Below are 21,303 nucleotides of genomic sequence, written 5' to 3'. Positions count from 1 at the left end.
TCCGCACCCGTCAGAGAATTCCCCTGAGCCGCACAAGGGATCAGCCATGTCCATGCCCATAACGGCGTCCACATCCGCCGAAGCCGCCCGTGAGAACGCCGTCTTCCGCAAAGTCGTGCGACGCATCGTCCCCTTCCTCGTCCTGTGCTACGTCGTCTCCTACCTGGACCGGGTCAACGTCGGCTTCGCCAAGCTCCAGATGGCCGACGACCTCGGCTTCAGCGAGGCGGCGTACGGCCTCGGTGCCGGACTGTTCTTCATCGGCTACTTCCTCTTCGAGGTGCCGTCGAACCTGATGCTCCAGCGCGTCGGCGCCCGTACCTGGATCGCCCGGATCATGATCAGCTGGGGCCTCGTCTCGGCGGCGTTCATGTTCGTCCACAACGAGGCGATGTTCTACGTGCTGAGGTTCCTCCTCGGAGCCGCGGAGGCGGGTTTCTACCCGGGGGTGATCCTGTACTGCACCTACTGGTTCCCCTCCCACCGCCGGGCCCGGGTGATCGCGCTCTTCATGTCCGCCATCCCGGTGGCCGGCATCTTCGGCAACCCGCTCTCCGGCTGGATCATGGACCGGTTCCAGGGCGTGAACGGCTGGGAGGGCTGGCAGTGGATGTTCCTGCTGGAGGCGATCCCGGCCCTCCTCATCGGTGTGGCCACGCTGTTCTACCTCGACAACAGCGTGCGCGCCGCGAAGTGGCTCACCGACGAGGAGAAGGCCGTCGTCGAGCGGGCGATCGCCGAGGACGCCGCGCACCAGACCGTGCACGGCCGGGTCTGGGACGCCTTCCGTGAGCCCAAGGTGTGGCTGATGTGCCTCATCTACTTCTGCTTCGTGATGGGCCAGTACGCGCTGACCTTCTGGATGCCCACGTTCATCGAGACCACCGGGATCGAGGGCAACCTGGCGATCGGCCTGCTCAGCGCGGTGCCGTTCCTGGCCGCACTCGTCACGATGAATCTGTTCGGGCGTTCGGCGGACAAGCGCCGTGAGCGCCGCTGGCATCTGGTGGTGCCCAGTCTCATGGGTGCGGTCGGCTTCTCGCTGGCGGCGGGCTGGGCCGGGTCGACCGCACTGTCCCTGGCCGCGCTGTCCGTCGCCGCGGCGGGCGTGCTGACCTGCGCGCCGCTGTTCTGGTCCCTGCCCACCGCGTTCCTCGGCGGTACCGCCGCCGCCGTCGGCCTCGCCGCGATCAACTCGGTCGGCAACCTCGCCGGCTTCGTCAGTCCCTACATGATCGGTGCGCTGAAGGACGCCACCGGCTCGACGTCACTCCCGATGTACGTCCTGGCGCTCAGCCTCGTCGTCGGCGCCGCCGCCGTGCTCACCACCGACAAACACGTCGTCAACCGCTGACCGGGCCTCCCGGTCCCCACACAGGAGCCAGCATGCCGAGGTTCGCAGCGAACCTGTCCATGATGTACACCGAGCACGATTTCCCCGACCGCTTCGCCGCGGCCTCGGCGGACGGCTTCACCGCCGTCGAATACCTCTTCCCCTACGCCTACGACGCCGCCGAGCTGCGCCACCGGCTCGACGACCACGGCCTCAAGCAGGTGCTGTTCAACGCGCCTCCCGGAGACTGGGAGTCCGGAGAACGCGGGACGGCGGCGCTGCCCGGCCGGGAGGCGGAGCTCCGTTCCGGGATCGCCCGGGCGCTGGAGTACGCCGCCGCACTGGACTGCCCGCGGCTGCACGTGATGGCCGGGCTCGTACCGCCCGACGCCACGCCGAAGGAACGGGCCGAGCACCGCGACACCTACCTGGCCAACCTCGGCTGGGCCACCGAGCGAGCCGCCGCGGTGGGCGTCGACATCCTCATCGAGCCGATCAACGGCCGCGACATGCCGGGCTACTTCCTGTCCCGGCAGGCGGAGGCGCACGCGATCGTGCAGGAGGTGGGCGCCCCGAACCTCAAGGTGCAACTCGACCTCTACCACTGCCAGATCGTCGAGGGCGACCTCACCACCACCCTGCGCCGCGACCTGCCGACCGGCCGGGTCGGTCATCTGCAGATCGCGGGCGTACCCGACCGCAACGAGCCCGACCAGGGCGAACTCGACGTGAGCCACCTGTTCCGAGTCGTCGACGACCTGGGCTTCGACGGGTGGATCGGCTGCGAGTACAACCCCCGCGCGGGGACGCGCGAAGGCCTCGGCTGGCTGAACGACCACCGATGAACGACCACGGATGAACGACGACCGATGAACGACGACCAAGGAGACACCGCATGAGGATCGTCATCACGGGCGGCTTCGGCTTCCTGGGACGACAGGTCACCGGCGCCCTGCTCAGGACGCGGACCTTCCGCGGTACCCCGATCGACCGGCTGGTGCTCGCCGACCGGATCGTGCCGCCCGGTGCTCCGGAGACGGCCGACCCGCTCGTGGAGACGGTGCGGGGTGACCTGGCCGACCGCCTCGACGACGTGTTCGCCGAGCCGGTGGACGTGCTGATCCACCTCGCCGCCGCCGTCTCGGCCGAGTGCGAGGCCGACTTCGACCTGGGCATGAGCGCCAACCTGGACACCACCCGCGCGCTCCTCGAAGCCGCTCGGGCCCAGTCGTCCGCCGGCGGTCCCGCACCGCTCCTGGTGTTCGCCAGCAGCGTGGCGGTCTACGGCTCCGACCCGGCGCTGCCGCTCCCGCCGGTGGTCAGCGAGTCGACGCTGCCCACGCCCCGGTCGAGCTACGGCATCCAGAAACTCGTGTGCGAACAGCTCGTCGCGGACTACACCCGCCGGGGCTTCCTCGACGGGCGCGTGGCCCGCCTGATGACCGTGTCGGTACGCCCCGGCAAGCCGAACGCGGCCGCCTCCGGCTTCCTGTCCGGCATCATCCGGGAGCCGCTCGCGGGCCTGCCCGCGGTCTGCCCCGTCCGTCCCGACCTGCGGGTGGCCCTGGCGTCGCCCCGGCGCACGGTCGAGGGCATCCTCCGCGTCGCGGAGGCCGAGCGCGGTACCGGAAGGGGCCGGTTCGAGGGCGGGTTGCCGGTCAACCTTCCGGGGCTCACGGTCTCGGTCGCCGAGATGCTGGCCACGCTGCGGCAGCTGGCCGGCGACGCCGTCGCCGACCTGGTGACGATCGCGCCCGACCCCGATGTCGAGGCCATCGTGGGTTCGTGGCCTTCCGTCTTCGACACCACGCGGGCCGCGGCACTCGGGCTCCGGCCCGATCCGGACTTCGCAGCGGTGGTACGGGACTACGTCGCCGACCACCGTGAGGCGGTCCTGGTCGACTCGCCGCTCACAGCGGAGCAGCCGAGCGGGGGTCTATAGACTGAAAACCATGTTTTCCAAGGTGCCCGGCCCCGTCCGGCTCGCCGACCAGGTCGCCGCGACGCTCTCCGAGGAGATCGAGTCGGGGCGGCTCGCCGAGGGCGACCGACTGCCGACAGAGGTGGAGCTGGTCAAGCAGCTGGGCGTCAGCCGCACGGTGGTGCGCGAGGCCCTGTCGAGGCTCCGCAACGCGGGCCTGATCGAACCGCGGCAGGGCATCGGCGTGTTCGTCCTGCCGCGGCGCACCCGCCCGCTCGACCTCGACGCCGCCGACACCAAGGCGAAGGTGCTGCAGATCGTGGAAGTACGCCGGGCCATGGAGGGCGAGGCAGCCAGCCTCGCCGCGACCCGGGCCACACCGCAGGACTTGGCGCGGATGCGCCAGGCACTGGACACCATCGACTCGGCGGTCGCGGCCGGCGGCGACGGCGTGGACGAGGACCTCGCCTTCCACCGGTCCATCGCCGAGTCGACCGGAAACGCCGTGATGGTCTCGACGGTGCGATACCTGGGCGACGTGTCGCGCAGCGGCATCCGCGTCACGCGCGCGAACGAGGCCCGCCGGAACGACTTCATCGAAGCGGTCCGGGACGAGCACCACGCCATCCTCGCCGCCATCGAGGCAGGTGACCCCGAAGCGGCACGCGCCGCCGCACGCCGCCACATGAAACACGCCGCCGGCCGGCTCCAGGACGCCGACGACAGCTTCTGGACGGAGACCGAGGACCTGGCCGTGGATCTGGGCACGACTCCCTGACAGCGAGCGGGCCGGCGTCACGAGCCAAGCCGGGCTACCCCGACAGTGCGCCCTGGACCCAGTCGTGGAATTCGCCGATGTGGTGCTCGCTGGGCACCAGGACGCCGCCCTTGGCGTACAGCCGGGAGCTCATCGCGGGCTGGCAGCGCTCACAGGCGTCGAAGTCCTGCCGGTTGACGCGGTCGAACAGCTCGACCGACCGGCTGACGTCCCGGCCGCTCGCCACCACGCCCTTCAGGTACAGCCAGTCGCACTCCACGATCGTGCGGTCGACCGACACCGGGAACATCCGGTGGAAGATCACGTGGTCGGGGACCAGGTTGATGAACACCTGCGGGCGCACCGTGACCGCGTAGTACCGGCGGTCCTGCTCCTCGGAGACCGTCGGGATGCGGTCCAGGCCCTGCGAGCCGTCCACGGTGAAGCCCTGGACGTCCGAGCCGAACTCGGCGCCGTGCCCCACGTAGAACTGCGCCGCGTAGCCGTCGGCGAACTCCGGGAGGACCTCCGTCAGTTCGGGGTGGATCGTCGCGCAGTGGTAGCACTCCATGAAGTTCTCGATGATGAGCTTCCAGTTGGCCTTGACGTCGTAGACGATCCGCCGGCCGACCTCCAGGCTCTCGACGTCGTACCGCTCGATGGACTCCACGTCGCCCAGGCGGGCGACCACGTCCGCGATCACCGACTGCTCGAACGAGGGCGGGTTCTCGGCCAGGCACACCCACACGTAGCCGAGCCACTCGCGTACCGCCACGCTCGCCAGGCCGTACTCCGTGCGGCCGACGTCCGGCATCTTCGTCAGGTTCGGTGCCGCGACCAGCTTGCCGTTGAGGTCGTACGTCCAGGCGTGGTACGGGCACTGGAAGGCCCGCTTCACTTCGCCGGACTCCTGCGTGCACAGCTTCGCGCCCCGGTGCCGGCACACGTTGAAGAAGGCCCGGACGGAGCCGTCCCGCGACCGGGTCAGCAGGATGCTCTCCCGCCCGACGTCCACGGTGCGGAAGGCACCCGGCTTCGCCAGCTCCGACGCGCGTGCCGCGCAGAACCACATGGATTCGAAGATGTGCTCCTGCTCCAGGCGGAAGATCTCCGGGTCCGTGTAGTGGTCACCGGGGAGGGTCGCGATCAGGCTCTCCGGCAGGCCGGTCGTCGTCATGGTTCACCTCGGAGTGAAGCGCCTCGGGGCGGGCGAGTGGTTGCCTCATGTGCAACGTGCTTCTTGCTACGCAACTCACGGTGCAGTCCGGCCGGAGCGGTGTCAAGCCCTTGACCGCAGGCCGTCACAGCCAGGACCATGTTGCGTATCAGTCAGCTCGTTGCGTAATACGCACTTCCCTCCGGGAGGGCTCCGTGTCTCTTCGACCCACCACCGGCCGCGAGTTCGTCCTCACCTTGTCGTGTCCCGACCGCTCGGGTCTCGTCCACGCCGTCACCGGCTTCCTGGTCCGGCACTCCGGGAACATCCAGGAGAGCCAGCAGTTCGACGACCGGCTGCAGGACCGCTTCTTCATGCGGGTGCACTTCGACGTCTCGGACCCGGGCACCTCGCTGGAGGACCTGAAGTCCGGCTTCGCGCAGGTGGCGGAGGCATACCGGATCTCCTGGCAGCTGTACGAGGCATCGACGCCCACGCGCACGCTGATCATGGTGTCGAAGTTCGGGCACTGCCTGAACGACCTGCTCTTCCGCCGGCGGACCGGCGCGCTGAACATCGAGGTGCCGGCGATCGTCTCCAACCACCGGGACTTCGAACCGCTCGCCGAGAGCTACGGGATCCCCTTCCACCACGTGCCCGTCACCCGGGAGACCAAGCCCCAGGCGGAGGCGCGGCTGCTGGAGCTCGTCGACGAGCTGGACATCGACCTGGTGGTCCTCGCCCGTTACATGCAGATCCTGTCCAACGACCTGTGCAAGCAGCTCGAAGGCCGGGCGATCAACATCCACCACTCGTTCCTGCCGAGCTTCAAGGGCGCCCGCCCCTATGTCCAGGCGTACGAGCGCGGCGTCAAGCTCGTCGGAGCGACGGCCCACTACGTCACTCCGGACCTCGACGAGGGCCCCATCATCGAGCAGGACGTCATCCGCGTGAACCACTCGCAGGGCCCCGACAGCATGGTCGCCCAAGGGCGGGACGTCGAGGCTCAGGTCCTGGCACGGGCGGTGGAATGGCACAGCCAGAGCCGCATCATGGTCAACGGCAACCGCACGGTTGTCTTCCGCTGAGGAATAATGGCCTCCGCCCCCTCACGTCTGTTGACCCTTTCGCTTAGGGTTTCGCCATGAGCAACTACGGCGCTGATTCCGCAGGCGCTCCCAGTGGCGGAGTGCAGTCCGTCGACCGTGCTGTCGCCGTGCTGGAGATCCTCGCCCAGCACGGCGAGGCGGGCGTGAGCGAGGTGGCCGCGGCGATCGACGTCCACAAGTCCACCGCGTTCCGTCTACTCGGCGCGCTCGAAGCGCATGGAATGGTCGAGCAGGAGAGCGAACGCGGTAAGTACCGTCTCGGCTTCGGCGTCGTGCGCCTGGCCGGCGCCGTGACGGGCCGTATCGCCGTCACCAGACACGGGCGCGGGATCTGTGAGCGTCTCGTCGACGACGTGGGCGAGACGATGAACATCGCCGTGCTCGAGGCCCACCACGCGATCAACCTCTACCAGGTGCGCGGCTCGTCGGCCATCGCCGCGCAGAACTGGGTGGGACGGCTGACGCCGCTGCACTGCACGTCGAGCGGCAAGATCCTCCTGGCCCATCTCGCCCGCGAGGAACGCGACGCGCTCCTCGCCGAGGCCGGACTCCCCCGTCTGACACCGCACACGGTGACCTCCAGGAAGAAACTGGAGGCGGACCTGTCCGAAGCCCGTGACCAGGGCTATGCCATCACGCTGGAGGAATACGAGGAGGGCCTCAACGCCCTGTCCGTCCCCGTGCGTTCGGACGGCGGCGAGGTCGTCGCCGCCCTCAGCGCGTCGGGGCCGGCCTTCCGGCTCACGGTGGAGCGGATGCACGAACTCGCGCCCCTGCTGGTCGCGGGAGCGGACGAGCTCGGCCGCCGTCTCGCCCGTGCGGACTGAGGTTCACGACAAGCGCGGAACAGGCCCCCTCACGACAAGCGGGGGTCGGTGATCCGGTGTCCGGACCACCGACCGCCGCTTCACGCTGCCCGCGTCAGCCCGTCCACTCCACCGCCGCGTCCAGCAACCAGTCCGTCAGATAGCCGCCGAAGGACGAACGGACCAGCACCCAGAACCCGGCCCTGGGCTCGTCACGGGCGACCAGGACGACCTGGGCGCGGGCCAGGTTCGTCTGGGCGCAGCGCCCCGGGCCGAAGAGCCGCGGGTGAAGATCGAGCGAGCAGCCGTGGGCCAGCAGGTCCCGGGCCCGGGGGCCGGCGACGAGGAGCGTGGTGCGCTGAGCCGAGACATCGATGACGGACACGGGCTCGTCGCCCGCAGCCTCACGGATCCGGCTCTCCAGGACCTGCCCGCCGCCCGGCGGGCCCACCACGAGCCACTCGTCGGGGCCGAGCCACAGCGCGGTCAGCTCCCCCGCGCGGACCACGGTGCCGGGTTCGACGGGAAGTTGCAGGCCCAGCGCCAGCCCCACGGCGTCCGCCGCCGCTCCCTTGGGGTCGAGACGCACATTGACCTGGGTCAGGAAGGGCAGTTCCGCCAGCCGGATCGCGCCGCCGGAGGCGCGGGTCGCGGCGGCCAGCCGGTCGGCGGCATGCTCCAGGGGGCTGCGGAGCGGAGTGGTAACGGCGGTGTCAGCCATCGCGGCGGGCTCCCTCGGGGTCGTAGAGGACGGGGCTGGCGACGGTCACCGGGACCAGCCGGTCGCCCACGGGGGCGTAGAGGCGCTCACCGATGCGGTCCCGGCCGCCTTTGATCAGCGCGAGGGCGAAGGTCCGGCCGAGGGCCGCGCTGCGGTAGCTGGACGTGACGTGACCGAGCATCGGGACGGGCGGCGCGGGCAGCACACCGCCGGCGACCAGGTGCGTGCCCTCGGGGAGGAACGTGCCCGGGTCCTCGGGAAGCAGCCCGACCAGGTGCTTGCGGTCGGGGCGGGCGGTGTCGGCACGGGCGAAGGAACGCTTGCCGATGAAGTCCTTCTTCTTCTTGGACACCGCCCAGCCCATGCCGAGGTCCTGCGGCGTCACGGTGCCGTCGGTGTCCTGGCCGACGATCGGATAGCCCTTCTCCGCGCGCAGGACGTGCATGGTCTCCGTGCCGTACGGGGTGATGCCGTACGGGGCGCCGGCCTCGTACAGCGCCTCCCACAGGGCGAGGGCCTCCCACGGTGACACGTTGATCTCATAGGCGAGTTCACCGGAGAAGCTGATCCGGCACACGCGCGCCTCGATGCCGGCGACGGTCGTCTCGCGCCACGCCATGAACGGGAAGTCCTCGGCTGCGACGGCGAGTCGGGGCGCGAGCGAGCCGAGGACCTCGCGGGAGCGCGGGCCGACCAGGGCGACGGTGGCCCACTGCTCGGTCACCGACGTGCAGTGGACGCGCAGTTCGGGCCACTCGGTCTGGAGCCACTCCTCCATCCAGTCCAGCACGGCCGCGGCGTTGCCCGTCGTGGTGGTGACCAGGTAGCGGTCCTGGGCGAGGCGGATCACCGTGCCGTCGTCGAAGACCATCCCGTCCGGGCGGCACATCACGCCGTAGCGGATCATGCCGACCTTCAGGGTGCTCATCATGTTGGTGTAGAGCAGGTCGAGGAAGACGCCGGCGTCCGGGCCCTGGACGTCGATCTTGCCGAGGGTGGAGGCGTCCATGAAGGCGACGCCCTCGCGGGCGGCGGCGCACTCGCGCAGTACGGCCGTCTCCATGTCCTCGCCGTCCTGCGGGTAGTACCAGGGCCGCTTCCACTGGCCGACGTTCTCGAACAGGGCGCCGTGCGCGACATGCCAGGCGTGCAGGGCGGTGGTGCGGATCGGGTCGAGCAGGGCACCACGGTCTCGGCCGGCGAGGGCGGCGAAGGAGACGGGGGTGTACGGCGGCCTGAAGGTGGTGGTGCCGAGCGCGGAGATGTCCACGCCGAGCAGTTCGGCGACGACGCCGCTGGCCAGGACGCCGGAGGTTTTGCCCTGGTCGTTCGCCGTGCCGGCCGTGGTGTAGCGCTTGGTGTGCTCCACGGAGCGCAGACCGGCTCCGGTCGCCCGGGCCAGGTCGTCGACGGTGACGTCGCGTTGCAGGTCGACGAAGCGCGGGGCGCCTTCCCGGCCCGGGACGGTGAAGACCCGCATGGGCGGCGTCTGCGGCATGGTGGCCACCCGTGGCAGGTGGACCTCTTCCGGGGTGTAGCCCTCGGCCTCGATCGCGCGGGCGCCGGCGGCGGCCCCTTGTGCGAGAACTCGCGCCAGGTCGAAGACGCCGCTCGCGGCGCCCGCGACCTCGACCGCTTGGCGGCAGGTGTCGGGGACGAAGGTGCCGAGTTCCTCGTCGTGGCGGAGCTTGCCTCCCGCCTGGCTGAACAGGTGCGCGACCGGGTTCCAGCCGCCGGAGACCAGGAGCAGGTCGGCGGCGAACTCCCGTCGTCCTGTTGTCTGTCCGTACGGGGCGACGGTCACGGAAGTGAGCCGGGGGGCGCCTTCCGTGGCGGTGACCGCGTGGCCCGTCAGCACCTCGATGCCGGCCTCGCGGGCCCGTGTCGCCCATTCCCCCGGATCGGTGCGGGTGTCGACGACAGCCTCGATGGGCACGCCCGCCGCCGTGAGGTCCAGTGCTGCCGCGTAGGCGCTGTCGTTGGTGGTGAAGACGACCGCGTGGCGGCCGGGTAGGACGCCGTGGCGGTTGACGTAGGCGCGAGCCGAGGCGGCCAGCATCACGCCGGGGCGGTCGTTGTCCGCGAAGGCCAGCGAGCGTTCGTGCGCGCCGGTGGCGAGGACGACCCGGCGGGCGCGGATGCGCCAGACGCGTTCGCGGGAGACGTGCTCCGGGGCCTGGGCGCCGAGGTGGTTGGTGCGGCGCTCCACGGCGAGGAGGTGGTTGTCGTCGTAGTAGCCGAATACGGTGGTGCGGCGCAGTACGCGTACGTCGGGGGCCGCGTCGAGTCGGGCCGTGTTCTCGTCCACCCAGTCGAGGAGTTCGCCGGTGCCGAGGAGGCTGCCGCCCGGTTCGGGCTGGTCGTCGGCGAGGATGACGCGGGCACCTGAATGGGCGGCGGCTGCCGCTGCGGCGATGCCGGCCGGTCCCGCGCCTACGACCAGGAGGTCGCAGTGGGCGTGTACGGCGTCGTAGCGAGCCGGGTCCGGGTCTGTGGCGAGGCGGCCCTGGCCGGGGAGGCCGGTCGCGACGAGGCCGTCGTAGAGCTCGACGGTGGTGGCGGGGAGCATGGGCTCGGGGAACGGGGCCTCGATCTGGACGACCGCGTTGGGTTCCTCGGCGCCGGCCGAGAAGATGCCGCGGGGGCGGCCGAGCTTGATGCTGGTGCCGGTCTGGATGACGCCGTTGGCGAGGAGGGCGGAGGCGAGGGTGTCGCCCTTGTAGCCCTGGTATTCGGTGCCGTCGAAGGTGAAGGTGATCGGGGTGTCGCGGTGGATGCGGCCGTGGGTGGGGTGGCGGAACGGCTGGGTTTCCTCGCCCCCGCCGCCCCTACCCGTCCCGTCCTGAAGGGGCTCCGCCCCTTCGACCCCGCTGGGGGCTGTGCCCCCAGACCCGCGCGGGGGCTTCGCCCCCTGCACCCCCACCGAGGCTGCCGCCCCGGACCCCCCTTCGGCCTGAACGGCCTCGTCCTCAAGCGCCGGACGGGCTGGTGGTGCCGGACTCGGCTGGAAAGTGGCCGGAGGCGACTCAACAGAGCCCGCACGCGATTCCACCGTTTCCGGGCGCTCCTCCCCCGCCCGGTACACCGTCAGGATCTCGTTCGTGGACGTGTCCCGCACCGCGTTGAACCAGCGGCGGCAGCCTGCCGCGTGGCTCCAGCGCTCGGCGAAGGGGCCCCTGGGGTTGTCGCGGAAGAAGAGGTAGCGGGCCCACTCCTCGTCGGTGAGCGACGCCGGGTCCTGCGGGTACGGCACATGGGCCTGGCCGCCGTAGTGGAACTCGGCCTCGTCGCGGGGCCCGCACCACGGGCAGGGGATGAGCAGCATGGTTCGGCTCCCAAAGGGTCCAGTGGTCCTAGTGGGCCACCGCGGCCGCGCCGTGCTCGTCGACGAGCGCGCCGGTGGTGAAACGGTCGAGCGAGAAGGGGGCGTTCAGCGGATGCGGTGTGTCGTGGGCGATGGTGTGGGCGTAGACCCAGCCGACGCCCGGGGTGGCCTTGAAACCGCCGGTTCCCCAGCCGCAGTTGAGGTAGAGGTTGTCCACCGGGCTGAGGCCGATGATCGGTGAGGCGTCGGGGCTGACGTCGACGATGCCGCCCCAGGTGCGCAGGACGTGGGCGCGGGCGAAGACCGGGAAGAGCTCCAGGGCCGCCGACATCTGCTCTTCGATGATGTGGAAGGCACCGCGCTGGGTGTAGGAGTTGTACGCGTCGATGCCCGCGCCCATCACCAGCTCGCCCTTGTGCGCCTGGCTGACGTACACGTGGACCGCGTTGGACATGACGACCGTCGGGTGTACCGGTTCCAGCAGCTCCGACACCAGCGCCTGCAAGGGGTGGCTCTGGACGGGCAGTTCGATGCCCGCCATGGCCGCCAGGACCGAGGTGTGTCCCGCCGAGCAGAGCGCGACCTTGCCCGCGGCGATCGGACCGCGGGTGGTCTGTACTCCCACCACGCGGTTGCCGACCACGTCGAGGCCGGTCACCTCGCAGTTCTGGATGATGTCGATCCCGGCGGCGTCGGCGGAGCGGGCCAGGCCCCACGCCACGTGGTCGTGCTTGGCGATGCCCGCGCGCGGCTGGTAGGTGGCGCCCAGCACGGGATAGCGCACGTCCTGGGAGATGTTGACGATCGGGCAGACCTCCTTGACGCCGTCCGCGTCGAGCCACTCGGCGTCCACGCCGTTGAGGCGGTTGGCCTCGACGCGGCGCACGCTGTCGCGGACGTCCTGGAGGCTGTGGGCGAGGTTCAGCACGCCACGCTGGGAGAAGAGGATCGGGTAGTCGAGCTCCTCGGCCAGTCCCTCCCACAGCTTGAGCGCGTGCTCGTAGATACCGGCGCTCTCGTCCCAGAGGTAATTGGAGCGGATGATCGTGGTGTTCCGGGCCATGTTGCCGCCCGCCAGCCAGCCCTTCTCCAGCACGGCGACGTTGGTGATGCCGTGGTTCCTGGCCAGGTAGTGGGCGGTGGCCAGGCCGTGCCCGCCGCCGCCCACGACGACGACGTCGTACGAGCGCTTCGGCTCGGGGTTGCGCCACAGCCAGTCGGGGTGTTCGGGGAGCTCGGCGCCGGGGGTGCGGGGGCTCATCGGGCGTCTCCGTCCTCGGACAGGTGGGGGTAGAGCGGGTGCTTGGCGGCCAGGGCCTCCGTGCGGGCGCGCAGGGCGGCCACGTCGGGCTGCGGCTGGAGTGCGAGGGCGATCACGTCCGCGACCTCGGCGAAGTCCTCCTCGGTGAAGCCGCGGGTGGCCAGCGCCGGGGTGCCGATGCGCAGGCCCGAGGTGACCATGGGCGGGCGCGGGTCGAAGGGCACGGCGTTGCGGTTGACGGTGATGCCGATCTCGTGGAGCAGGTCCTCGGCCTGCCGGCCGTCCAGCTCCGAGTCGCGCAGGTCGACCAGGACGAGGTGGACGTCCGTGCCTCCGGTCAGGACCCGTACCCCGGCCGCCGCCGCGTCCGCCCGGGTGAGGCGTTCGGCGAGGATGCGGGAGCCGGCGAGCGTGCGCGCCTGGCGTTCGGCGAACTCGGGTGACGCGGCGACCTTGAACGAGACCGCCTTCGCGGCGATGACGTGCTCCAGGGGGCCGCCCTGCATGCCGGGGAAGACCGCGGAGTTGATCTTCTTGGCGAGGCCGGCCTCGTTGGTGAGGATGACGCCGCCGCGCGGGCCGCCGAGTGTCTTGTGGGTCGTGGTGGTCGTGACGTGGGCGTGCGGTACGGGGTTGGGGTGCAGTCCCGCCGCGACCAGTCCCGCGAAGTGCGCCATGTCGACCATCAGCAGGGCGCCCACCTCGTCGGCGATCCTGCGGAAGGCCGCGAAGTCCAGCTGCCTCGGGTACGCCGACCAGCCCGCGATGATCATCTTGGGGCGGTGTTCCTTGGCGAGGTGCTCGACCTCGTCCATGTCGACGAGGTTGTCCCCCTCGGACACGTGGTACGGCACGACGTTCAGCATCTTGCCGCTGTAGTTGATGCGCATGCCGTGCGTGAGGTGCCCGCCGTGCGCGAGGTCGAGGCCGAGGATGGTGTCGCCGGGCTGGAGCAGGGCGAAGAAGACAGCGGTGTTGGCCTGGGCGCCCGAGTGCGGCTGCACGTTGGCGAAGCCCGCGCCGAAGAGGGACTTGACTCGCTCGATGGCCAGCCGTTCGGTGACGTCGACGTGTTCGCAGCCGCCGTAGTAGCGGCGGCCCGGGTAGCCCTCGGCGTACTTGTTGGTCGCGACCGAGCCCTGGGCCTCCATCACGGCCGAGGGCGCGAAGTTCTCGGAGGCGATCATCTCCAGGGTGGACTGCTGGCGGTGCAGTTCGGCGCGGAGCGCGGCGTGGACCTCGGGGTCCAGCTCCGCCAGGGGGGTGTTCAGCGCGTTCATACGGCGTTCGCGTTCCTTTCGGCGGCCTCGACGACGTTGGCGAGCAGCATGGCCCGGGTCATGGGGCCCACGCCCCCGGGCATCGGCGCCAGCCATCCGGCGACCTGGGCGGTGTCCGGGTGGATGTCACCCACCAGGCCCTGGTCGGTGCGGGTGATGCCGACGTCGAGGACGGCCGCGCCGGGGCGCAGCATGTCCTTGGTGATCAGTCCGGGCGAGCCGGCGGCCGCGACGACGACGTCCGCCTCGCGTACGTGCCAGGCCAGGCCCTTGGTGCCGGTGTGGCACAGGGTCACGGTGGCGTTCTCCGACCTGCGGGTGAGCAGCAGTCCGAGGGGCCGTCCGACGGTGACGCCCCGGCCGATCACGCACACCCGCGCTCCCGCGAGCGGCACGTCGTGGCGGCGGAGCAGTTCGACGATGCCACGCGGGGTGCACGGCAGCGGGGCGTCCGTGCCGAGGACGAGCCGGCCGAGGTTGACGGGGTGCAGTCCGTCGGCGTCCTTGGCCGGGTCCATGCGTTCCAGTACGGCGCCCGCGTCGATGTGGCGCGGCAGCGGGAGCTGGACGATGTAGCCGGTGCAGGCCGGGTCGGCGTTGAGTTCGTCGATCGTCTCCTCGACCTGCTGCGCCGAGGCGCCGGCGGGCAGCTCCCGACGGATGGAGGCGATGCCCACCTGGGCGCAGTCGCGGTGCTTGCCGCCGACGTAGGCGCGACTGCCTGGATCGTCGCCGACCAGCACGGTACCGAGCCCCGGCGCGCGTCCGGTGGTCGCGGTCAACTTGGCCACGCGCTCGGCGAGTTCGAGCCGGACGGCGGCGGCGGTCGCCTTGCCGTCCAGGAGTTGTGCGGTCACCTGGAGTTCCTTCCAACGCCGAGGACTCAGCTGCGAAGACGGGACATCGCCGGATCGAACAGCGGCTCTTCGGCGACGATCGCCTCAACGCTCTGGTCGAAGTAGCCGATGTGCACCACCGTCCCCGGAACGGCAAGCTCAGCCGGCAGCCACGCGTAGGCGATCCCCTTGCCGATCGTGTAGCCGTACGCCGCACTCGTGACGTACCCGACGGCACAGTCACCGTCGTACACCGGCTCCTTGCCCATCACGACCGCCCTGGGGTCGTCGATCGTGAGGCAGGTCAGCTTCCGCCGTACGTCGGCCTTCCGCCGCTCCAGCGCCGCCTTGCCGATGAAGTCGTCCTTGTCGAGCTTGACGGCGAACCCGACCCCGGCCTCGTAGGGGTCGTGCTCGTAGGTCATGTCGGTACCGAAGGAGCGGTAGCCCTTCTCGAGACGCAGGCTGTTGAAGGCGCCGCGGCCGGCGACGATGCCGCCGAGCGGTTCGGCCGCCTGCCAGAGGGTGTCCCACAGCTTCTGGCCCAGATCGGCGGTGGTGTACAGCTCCCAGCCGAGCTCACCGACGTACGACAGACGCATGGCCGTCACCGGGACCGAGCCGATGTGGGCGCGCTTGGCGCGGAAGTACTTGAGACCGTCCTTGGAGAAGTCCGCGTCCGTCAGGGGCTGCAGGACCTCGCGGGCGCGCGGCCCCCACAGGCCGATGCAGCACGTGCCGGGCGTGATGTCACGGACCTGGACCGTGCCGTCGGCGGGGAGGTGACGCGTGAACCAGTCGAGGTCCAGGTTGCCGTTTGCGCCGACCTGGAAGCGGTCGGGGGCCAGCCGGGCGACGGTGATGTCGCTGCGGATGCCGCCGTCGTGGTCGAGCAGCAGCGTGTACGTCACCGAGCCGACGGACTTGGCGACCTTGCCGGTGCACAGCCGCTCCAGGAAGGCGGCGGCGCCGGGGCCGCTCACCTCCAGGCGCTTGAGGGCCGTCATGTCGTACATCGCGACGGTCTCGCGCGTGACCTGGGCCTCGGCGCCGACGATGGGCGACCAGTACCGTGCGGCCCAGTCGTTGGGGGTCGGGACGGAACGGCCTTCGACCAGGCCCGCGTTGGCCTCGTACCACTGGGGGCGCTCCCAGCCGTTGGCCTCCAGGAAGAAGGCGCCGAGCTCCTGCTGGCGGGCGTGGAACGGGCTCGTGCGGATCGGGCGCGGGTCTCCCGACGGCTGGAGGGGGTGGAGGATGTCGTAGACCTCCACGAAGTTCTGGCAGTCGCGGGCCAGCACGTACTCCGGCGAGAGCTGGTGCGGCTCGAAGCGGTTGACGTCGCACTCGTGCAGGTCGAACGAGGAGCAGTGGCCGTCGACCAGCCACTCGGCCATGGCCCGTCCGACGCCCGCCGAGTGGGTGACCCAGACGGCCTCGGCGACCCAGAAGCCCTTGACGTCCGGGGATTCGCCGAGCAGCGGCAGGCCGTCGGTGGTGAAGGAGAACAGGCCGTTGATGCCTTCCTCGACCTTGGCGTCCTTCGTCGCGGGGAGCAGCGACTGGGTCTCGCTCCAGGCCTCCTCGAAGTCCTCCTCGGTGAACTTCAGGACGGACGGCATCTCGTCGGCCTCGTCCACGGAGAGGATGTCGTCGGCGGAGACCGGCATCGGGCGGTGGCCGTAGTAGCCGATGCCCAGGCCGTCGAAGCGGTCGCGGTAGTAGAGGTCGGCGTCCTGGTGGCGCAGGATCGGGCGGACCGCCTCCTGCGTCTGGCCCGCCAGGGCCGGTACCGGGCCCGTCCAGGCGAGCTGGTGGGCGAGCGGCGTGAGCGGGAGGTTCATACCGGCCATGCGGGCGATCCTCGGGCCCCAGATGCCGGCGCAGCACACGACGATGTCGGCGGGGATCTCGCCCTGGTCGGTGAGGACGCCGGTCACCTCGCCGTCGGCCTGCTGGACGTCGAGGACTTCGTGGCGGGCGAGGAAGCGCACGCCGCGCTCGGTGGCCCGGCGGATCTGCGCCTCGACGGCGGGGACCGCCTTCGCGAGGCCGTCCGTGGGCACATGGAGGCCGGCGAGGACCTTGTCCGGGTTGACGAGCGGGTGCTGTGCGACGCACTCCTCGGTGGTCAGCAGCCGGGACTCGATGCCCCAGGAGGTGAGCCAGCCGTGGCGCCGCTGGAGCTCCGTGACGCGCTCCGGGCTGGTCGCCACTTCCAGGCCGCCGACCTGGAGGAAGCAGGGCTCACCGTCGACGTCGAGCGAGCAGAACTTCTCGACGGTGTAGCGGGCCATCTCGGTCATGGTCTTGGAGGGGTTGGTCTGGAAGACCAGGCCCGGGGCGTGTGACGACGATCCCCCGGTGGCGGGCAGCAGGCCCTGGTCGACGACGGTCACATTGGTCCAGCCTCGCGCGGAGATCTCATCGGCGAGCGCTGCCCCCACGACGCCCGCTCCGATGATGACCACCCGGGGTCCCGCCATCGCCGCACCTCCGACATTGAAAGCGATGCAGTTGCTGTGTGCGCAACAGAGTTCAGGTTGCGCAACTCAATGTGCCCGCCGTGGACAGGCGTGTCAAGGGGTCCGCGACGCCGGAAAAACCCCGGAAGCGGCGGGGAGGAATCACCAGAAAACGACGAGGCCCGGCAGGCTGACGTCACAGCCTGCCGGGCCTTTCCGGCGGGGTTCACACGGGTAGTCGTGCGCCCTACTTGATCCAGGCGTCGACCTTGTCGCGGTTGGCCTCGACCCACTTCTTCGCCGCGGCCTCGGGCGCCATCTTGTCCACCGCGATGTACTTGGCGACGGTGTTCTGGTCGTCGTTGGTCCAGCTGAACTTCTTCACCAGGTCATAGGCCGGGCTGCCCGACTTGGCGAACTTGGCGCTGACTATCTTGTCGAGTTTGTACACGGGGTAGTCGCAGGCGACCTTCTCGGCGTCGGCGTCACAGCCCGTCTTGTACTCGGGCAGGCTGACCTTCTTCAAGGGCACCTCGGACATGAACCACTGCGGCTCGTAGAAGTAGCCGATCACCCATTCCTTGTTCTTCTCGGCGTTGCGGTACGCCTGGATGAGCGCGGTCTCGCTGCCCGCGTACACCACCTTGTAGTCCAGCTTCAGGTTCTTCACCAGCGCCTCGTCGTTGGTGACGAACGACGGATCGCCGTCGAGGAGCTGGCCCTTGCCACCCGACTCGGAGGTCTTGAACTTCGACGCGTACTTGTTCAGGTTCTTCCAGTCCAGGATGTCCGGGTGCGCCTTCGCCAGCCACGGCGGCACGTACCAGCCGATGAGGCCCTCGTTGCCGGTCGGGCCCGCCTCGACAGCGGTCTTCTGCTGGGTGATGTACTTCTTCTTCAGATCGTCGTGGCCCCAGTTCTCGACGACGGCGTCGACCTCGCCCGTCCCGAAGCCCTGCCAGGCGATCTCCTCCTTCAGGTTCTTCTGCTCGACCTTGCAGCCGAGGTCGTGCTCGGCGACGTAGGCGAGGACCGCCGCGTTCGCCTCATAGCCCACCCACGGGTTGATCGCGAGGTTGAAGGTGCCGCATTTGCCCGAGCTGCCCGAGCCGCCCGAGCCGCCGGCGCTGTCGTCACCGACCTTCGCGCCGCCGCAGGCCGTGAGGGTGAGGCCGAGGACGGCCAGGCCGGTCGCGCCGGCTCTCCAGTGTCGTGCCATGGTGTGCTGCTCCTTATGCGCCGGCGCGGCGAGCCGCTGCCTGAGTGATCCGGTCGAACATGACTCCGAGCAGGACGATGGCGAGCCCTGCCGCGAGTCCCTTGCCGTACAGCTGGCCCTGTGAGAACCCGGCCACGACGTCGTAGCCGAGTGCGCCCGCACCCACCAGGCCGCCCACCACGACCATCGACAGCACGTAGATCAGGCCCTGGTTGGTCGCGAGGGTCAGGGCACCCCGGGACATGGGCAGTTGGACCTTGGTGATGATCTGCCAGGTGTTGCACCCGGTGGACGTGGCCGCCTCGACGGTGGTCTCGGGCACGGCCCGCACCCCGTCCGCGATGATCTTGATGGCGACCGGCGCCGCGTAGACGACGGCGGCGACGATGGCCGTGAACCGTGTCGCGCCGAACAGCGCGAGGAACGGCACGAGGTAGACGAACGGCGGCATGACCTGGGCCGCGTCCAGGGTGGGCCGCAGCAGCCGGTCCACGAGCGCGCTGCGTCCCATCCACACCCCGAGGACGACGCCGAGCAGCATCACCAGCACCGTCGCCACCGCGGTGGACGCCAGCGTCGTCATGCCGTCCGACCAGACACCGGTACCGACCAGCAGGCCCACGCACACGGCCGTGGTGATCCCGGCGCGCCACCCGCCCAGCACCGTGCCGATGGCGACGAGGGCGGCGCCGACGAGCCACCACGGGGAGTCGGTCAGGACGGTCTGGAACGGGTTGAGCAGGCCGTTGGTGAGGGCGTCGCGGAAGGCGTTGGTCAGGCCCGACAGGTTGTCCTGTGCCCAGGTGGTCACATCGGCCGTCGTCCTGGCGATGCTGCTGCCGATGCCGCCCTCGCCGGGGAACTCGGCCGCCCATACGTACGTGTGCGACAGGTAGGCCAGCACCAGCGCCACCACCGCACCGGCCGCGAGCAGTTGCCGCCGCCACTTGAGGAAGGGGCTGTCCGAGCCCCGGGCCGTCTCCGCCCGCGCGCTCGCCGCGGTGGTGACCCGGTCGAGCACGATGGCCATGACGACGATGGCGAGACCGGCGTTGAAGGCCGTGCCGACGTCCAGTGACTGGAGTGCCTGGACGACGGTCTTGCCGAGGCCGGGAGCGTCGATCAGCGCGGCGATGGTCACCATGGCCAGGGCGGCCATGATGGTCTGGTTGACGCCCATCACCACGGTCCGCTTGGACATCGGCAGCAGGACCTTGAGCAGCGCCTGCCGCCGCGTCGCGCCCATCGAGTCCGCCGCCTCCACCGTGGTCTCCGGTACGGAGCGGATGGCGTGCGCGGTGATGCGGATCGCCGGTGGCGCCGCGTAGATGGCGGTGGCGATCGTGGCCGAGGCGGGACCGATCAGGAAGAACAGCGTCAGCGGCGCCAGATAGACGAAGGTCGGCATCGTCTGCATGAAGTCCAGGAACGGCGTGACGATCCGGTGGAAGCGTTCCGACAGCCCGGCCCACACGCCCAGCGGAATGGCGAACAGCAGCGCGACGAAGACCGCGGAGAGGGTCAGCGCCAGCGTGTCCATGCTCTCCTGCCAGAGCCCTTGCAGGCCGAGGAAGGTGAAGCCGGCCACGGCCAGCAGCGCCACCCGCCAGTTGCCCACAGCCCAGGAGACATAGCCGGCGATGCCGACGACGCCGAGCCAGCCGATCTGCGGAACCGGGCGGTCCGCGGACGGCTGCGAGATCAGCTCCTGGACGAAGGTCACCAGAGTGTCGATGACCAGGCGGATCTCGTTGAAGAAGTAGAGGAAGAGGGGGTTGGAGTTGCGGTCGGCGCCGATCGAGTCGTTGACGTCGTTGAACCACCGGTGCAGATCGGTCAGGTCGGCCGCCGCGAGGGACAGGGTCTGCTTGCCGCGCAGCACGGCGAAGAGCACCAGCCAGAGGAGCAGGATCGCGGCCACCACCACGGCGCGGTTGACCCTACGCACGCGCCGGGCGGGAGCAGGTGGCTCCACGGTCCCGGTCTTCTCCGGTTTCTCCATCGCGACGGTCATCACGCGTCGCCTTCCTGCCCGGCGACCACCGCGAGGATCTCCTCGTCGCCGACGATGCCGAGCAGCTTGCCGTCCTCGACGACCTTCACCGGCTTCTCGGCGGCGAGCACCGCCCTGGTGGCCTCCTTCACCACGACGTCGGGGCCGAGCTCGGGACCGTCCAGGGGGTCGTCGGGCTCCGCCGGGCGCATGATCCACCGCAGGGTCAGTACGTCACCGCGGGGCACGTCCCTGACGAAGTCGCGTACGTAGTCGTCGGCGGGGGCGCCGACCAGTTCGTCGCCGGTGCCGCACTGGACCGTCTTGCCGTCGCGCATGATGAGGATGCGGTCGCCCAGCTTGAGCGCCTCGGACAGGTCGTGGGTGATGAACACCATCGTCTTGCCGACCTCGTGGTGCAGACGGATGACCTCGTTCTGCATGTCGCGGCGGATCAGCGGGTCGAGCGCCGAGAACGGCTCGTCGAAGAGGAGCACGTCCGGGTCGCCGGCCAGTGCGCGGGCGAGACCGACGCGCTGCTGCATACCGCCGGAGAGCTGGTCGGGGTAGGAGCTCTCGTACCCCGAGAGGCCGACGAGCTCGACGACCTCCAGGGCCCGCTTGGTGCGCTCGGCCCGGCCCATGCCGCGTATCTCCAGCCCGAACGCCACGTTGTCGACGACCCGCCGGTGCGGCAGCAGCCCGAAGTGCTGGAAGACCATGGAGAACTTGCTCCGGCGCAGTTCTCGCAGGCGGCCCGCGTCCGCGTCGCGGATGTTCTCGCCCTCGAAGAGGATCTCGCCGGCGGTGGGTTCGATGAGCCGGGTCAGACAGCGCGCCAGGGTGGACTTGCCGGAGCCGGACAGGCCCATGACGACGAACACCTCGCCGGGCGCGACGTCGAAGCTCACGTCGCGCACGGCGGCGGTGCATCCGGTACGGTCCATCAGTTCGCGGCGGGCGAGCCCGCGCAGTTCCTCGGAGCCCGGTACCTGGTCCGCCTTCGGCCCGAACACCTTCCACAGCTCGCGTACGGAGATGACCGGCGTGCCTGCCGCGTCCTGGGGTGTGCCGCGCCGCTGCGGCACCTCGGTCGTTGCTGGGGTCATGTTCGACCTCTT

Annotated in this window: 16 protein-coding genes; 6 read left to right on the top strand and 10 right to left on the bottom strand. The window is 70.2% G+C overall.

Going from position 1 to position 21,303, the window contains the following annotated elements; translation table 11 throughout:
• The first annotated feature begins 46 nt into the window (after positions 1-46).
• From ACH4G3_RS16885 to ACH4G3_RS16870, 4 genes are read left to right on the top strand one after another with little or no spacing between them, the layout of a single operon-like run.
• Complete coding sequence (locus tag ACH4G3_RS16885; protein ID WP_397625188.1) at positions 47-1,354, top strand: MFS transporter; 1,308 nt, start codon at positions 47-49, stop codon at positions 1,352-1,354.
• 32 nt (positions 1,355-1,386) lie between these two features.
• Positions 1,387-2,178 (top strand): 2-oxo-tetronate isomerase, encoded by a 792-nt coding sequence (otnI, locus tag ACH4G3_RS16880; protein WP_397625187.1) that lies wholly within the window; start codon positions 1,387-1,389, stop codon positions 2,176-2,178.
• Between the two features lie 50 nt (positions 2,179-2,228).
• Complete coding sequence (gene denD / locus ACH4G3_RS16875) at positions 2,229-3,275, top strand: D-erythronate dehydrogenase (RefSeq protein WP_397625186.1); 1,047 nt, start codon at positions 2,229-2,231, stop codon at positions 3,273-3,275.
• Between the two features lie 10 nt (positions 3,276-3,285).
• Positions 3,286-4,032, top strand: coding sequence for a FadR/GntR family transcriptional regulator (locus ACH4G3_RS16870; protein ID WP_397625185.1), 747 nt, complete (start codon positions 3,286-3,288; stop codon positions 4,030-4,032).
• Between the two features lie 34 nt (positions 4,033-4,066).
• On the opposite strand, the gene ACH4G3_RS16865 is transcribed toward ACH4G3_RS16870, so the two are convergent.
• Positions 4,067-5,188 carry an aromatic ring-hydroxylating oxygenase subunit alpha gene (locus ACH4G3_RS16865; protein ID WP_397625184.1) on the bottom strand — a complete coding sequence of 374 codons (1,122 nt, stop codon included), beginning with the start codon at positions 5,186-5,188 and terminating at the stop codon, positions 4,067-4,069.
• Between the two features lie 194 nt (positions 5,189-5,382).
• On the opposite strand from ACH4G3_RS16865, the gene purU reads away from it, so the two are divergent.
• Complete coding sequence (purU, locus tag ACH4G3_RS16860) at positions 5,383-6,255, top strand: formyltetrahydrofolate deformylase (protein WP_397625183.1); 873 nt, start codon at positions 5,383-5,385, stop codon at positions 6,253-6,255.
• Between the two features lie 56 nt (positions 6,256-6,311).
• Positions 6,312-7,103, top strand: coding sequence for an IclR family transcriptional regulator (locus ACH4G3_RS16855; protein ID WP_397625182.1), 792 nt, complete (start codon positions 6,312-6,314; stop codon positions 7,101-7,103).
• A 94-nt stretch (positions 7,104-7,197) separates the two neighbouring features.
• Here ACH4G3_RS16855 and ACH4G3_RS16850 read toward each other — a convergent pair whose 3' ends face one another.
• From ACH4G3_RS16850 to ACH4G3_RS16810, 9 genes are all read right to left on the bottom strand, one after another.
• Positions 7,198-7,803, bottom strand: a complete 606-nt coding sequence (locus tag ACH4G3_RS16850; protein ID WP_397625181.1) for a sarcosine oxidase subunit gamma — start codon at positions 7,801-7,803, stop codon at positions 7,198-7,200.
• Positions 7,796-11,128 (bottom strand): sarcosine oxidase subunit alpha family protein, encoded by a 3,333-nt coding sequence (locus ACH4G3_RS16845; RefSeq protein ID WP_397625180.1) that lies wholly within the window; start codon positions 11,126-11,128, stop codon positions 7,796-7,798. The genes ACH4G3_RS16850 and ACH4G3_RS16845 overlap by 8 nt, the downstream gene beginning before the upstream one ends.
• Before the next feature lie 28 nt (positions 11,129-11,156).
• Positions 11,157-12,389 carry a sarcosine oxidase subunit beta family protein gene (locus ACH4G3_RS16840; RefSeq protein WP_397625179.1) on the bottom strand — a complete coding sequence of 411 codons (1,233 nt, stop codon included), beginning with the start codon at positions 12,387-12,389 and terminating at the stop codon, positions 11,157-11,159.
• Positions 12,386-13,669 (bottom strand): serine hydroxymethyltransferase, encoded by a 1,284-nt coding sequence (gene glyA, locus ACH4G3_RS16835; RefSeq protein WP_397625178.1) that lies wholly within the window; start codon positions 13,667-13,669, stop codon positions 12,386-12,388. The genes ACH4G3_RS16840 and glyA overlap by 4 nt, the downstream gene beginning before the upstream one ends.
• Positions 13,666-14,526 carry a bifunctional methylenetetrahydrofolate dehydrogenase/methenyltetrahydrofolate cyclohydrolase gene (locus tag ACH4G3_RS16830; protein WP_397625177.1) on the bottom strand — a complete coding sequence of 287 codons (861 nt, stop codon included), beginning with the start codon at positions 14,524-14,526 and terminating at the stop codon, positions 13,666-13,668. Before ACH4G3_RS16830 ends, glyA begins: the two co-directional genes overlap by 4 nt.
• Positions 14,527-14,552: 26 nt before the next feature.
• Positions 14,553-16,991: a GcvT family protein gene (locus ACH4G3_RS16825; RefSeq protein WP_397625176.1), complete on the bottom strand. Its 2,439-nt coding sequence runs from the start codon at positions 16,989-16,991 to the stop codon at positions 14,553-14,555.
• 226 nt (positions 16,992-17,217) lie between these two features.
• Positions 17,218-18,189, bottom strand: coding sequence for an ABC transporter substrate-binding protein (locus tag ACH4G3_RS16820; protein WP_397625175.1), 972 nt, complete (start codon positions 18,187-18,189; stop codon positions 17,218-17,220).
• A 13-nt stretch (positions 18,190-18,202) separates the two neighbouring features.
• Positions 18,203-20,203 carry an ABC transporter permease gene (locus tag ACH4G3_RS16815; protein ID WP_397625174.1) on the bottom strand — a complete coding sequence of 667 codons (2,001 nt, stop codon included), beginning with the start codon at positions 20,201-20,203 and terminating at the stop codon, positions 18,203-18,205.
• On the bottom strand, positions 20,203-21,291 hold the full coding sequence (locus ACH4G3_RS16810) for a quaternary amine ABC transporter ATP-binding protein (protein WP_397625173.1): 1,089 nt from the start codon (positions 21,289-21,291) through the stop codon (positions 20,203-20,205). Before ACH4G3_RS16810 ends, ACH4G3_RS16815 begins: the two co-directional genes overlap by 1 nt.
• Between the last annotated feature and the right edge of the window lie 12 nt (positions 21,292-21,303).

Origin of the sequence: Streptomyces afghaniensis (assembly GCF_044327915.1) — a bacterium.
GTDB lineage: Bacteria > Actinomycetota > Actinomycetes > Streptomycetales > Streptomycetaceae > Streptomyces > Streptomyces afghaniensis.
Note: the sequence above shows the minus strand (reverse complement) of the source record. Positions and strands in the feature narration are given on the sequence as shown.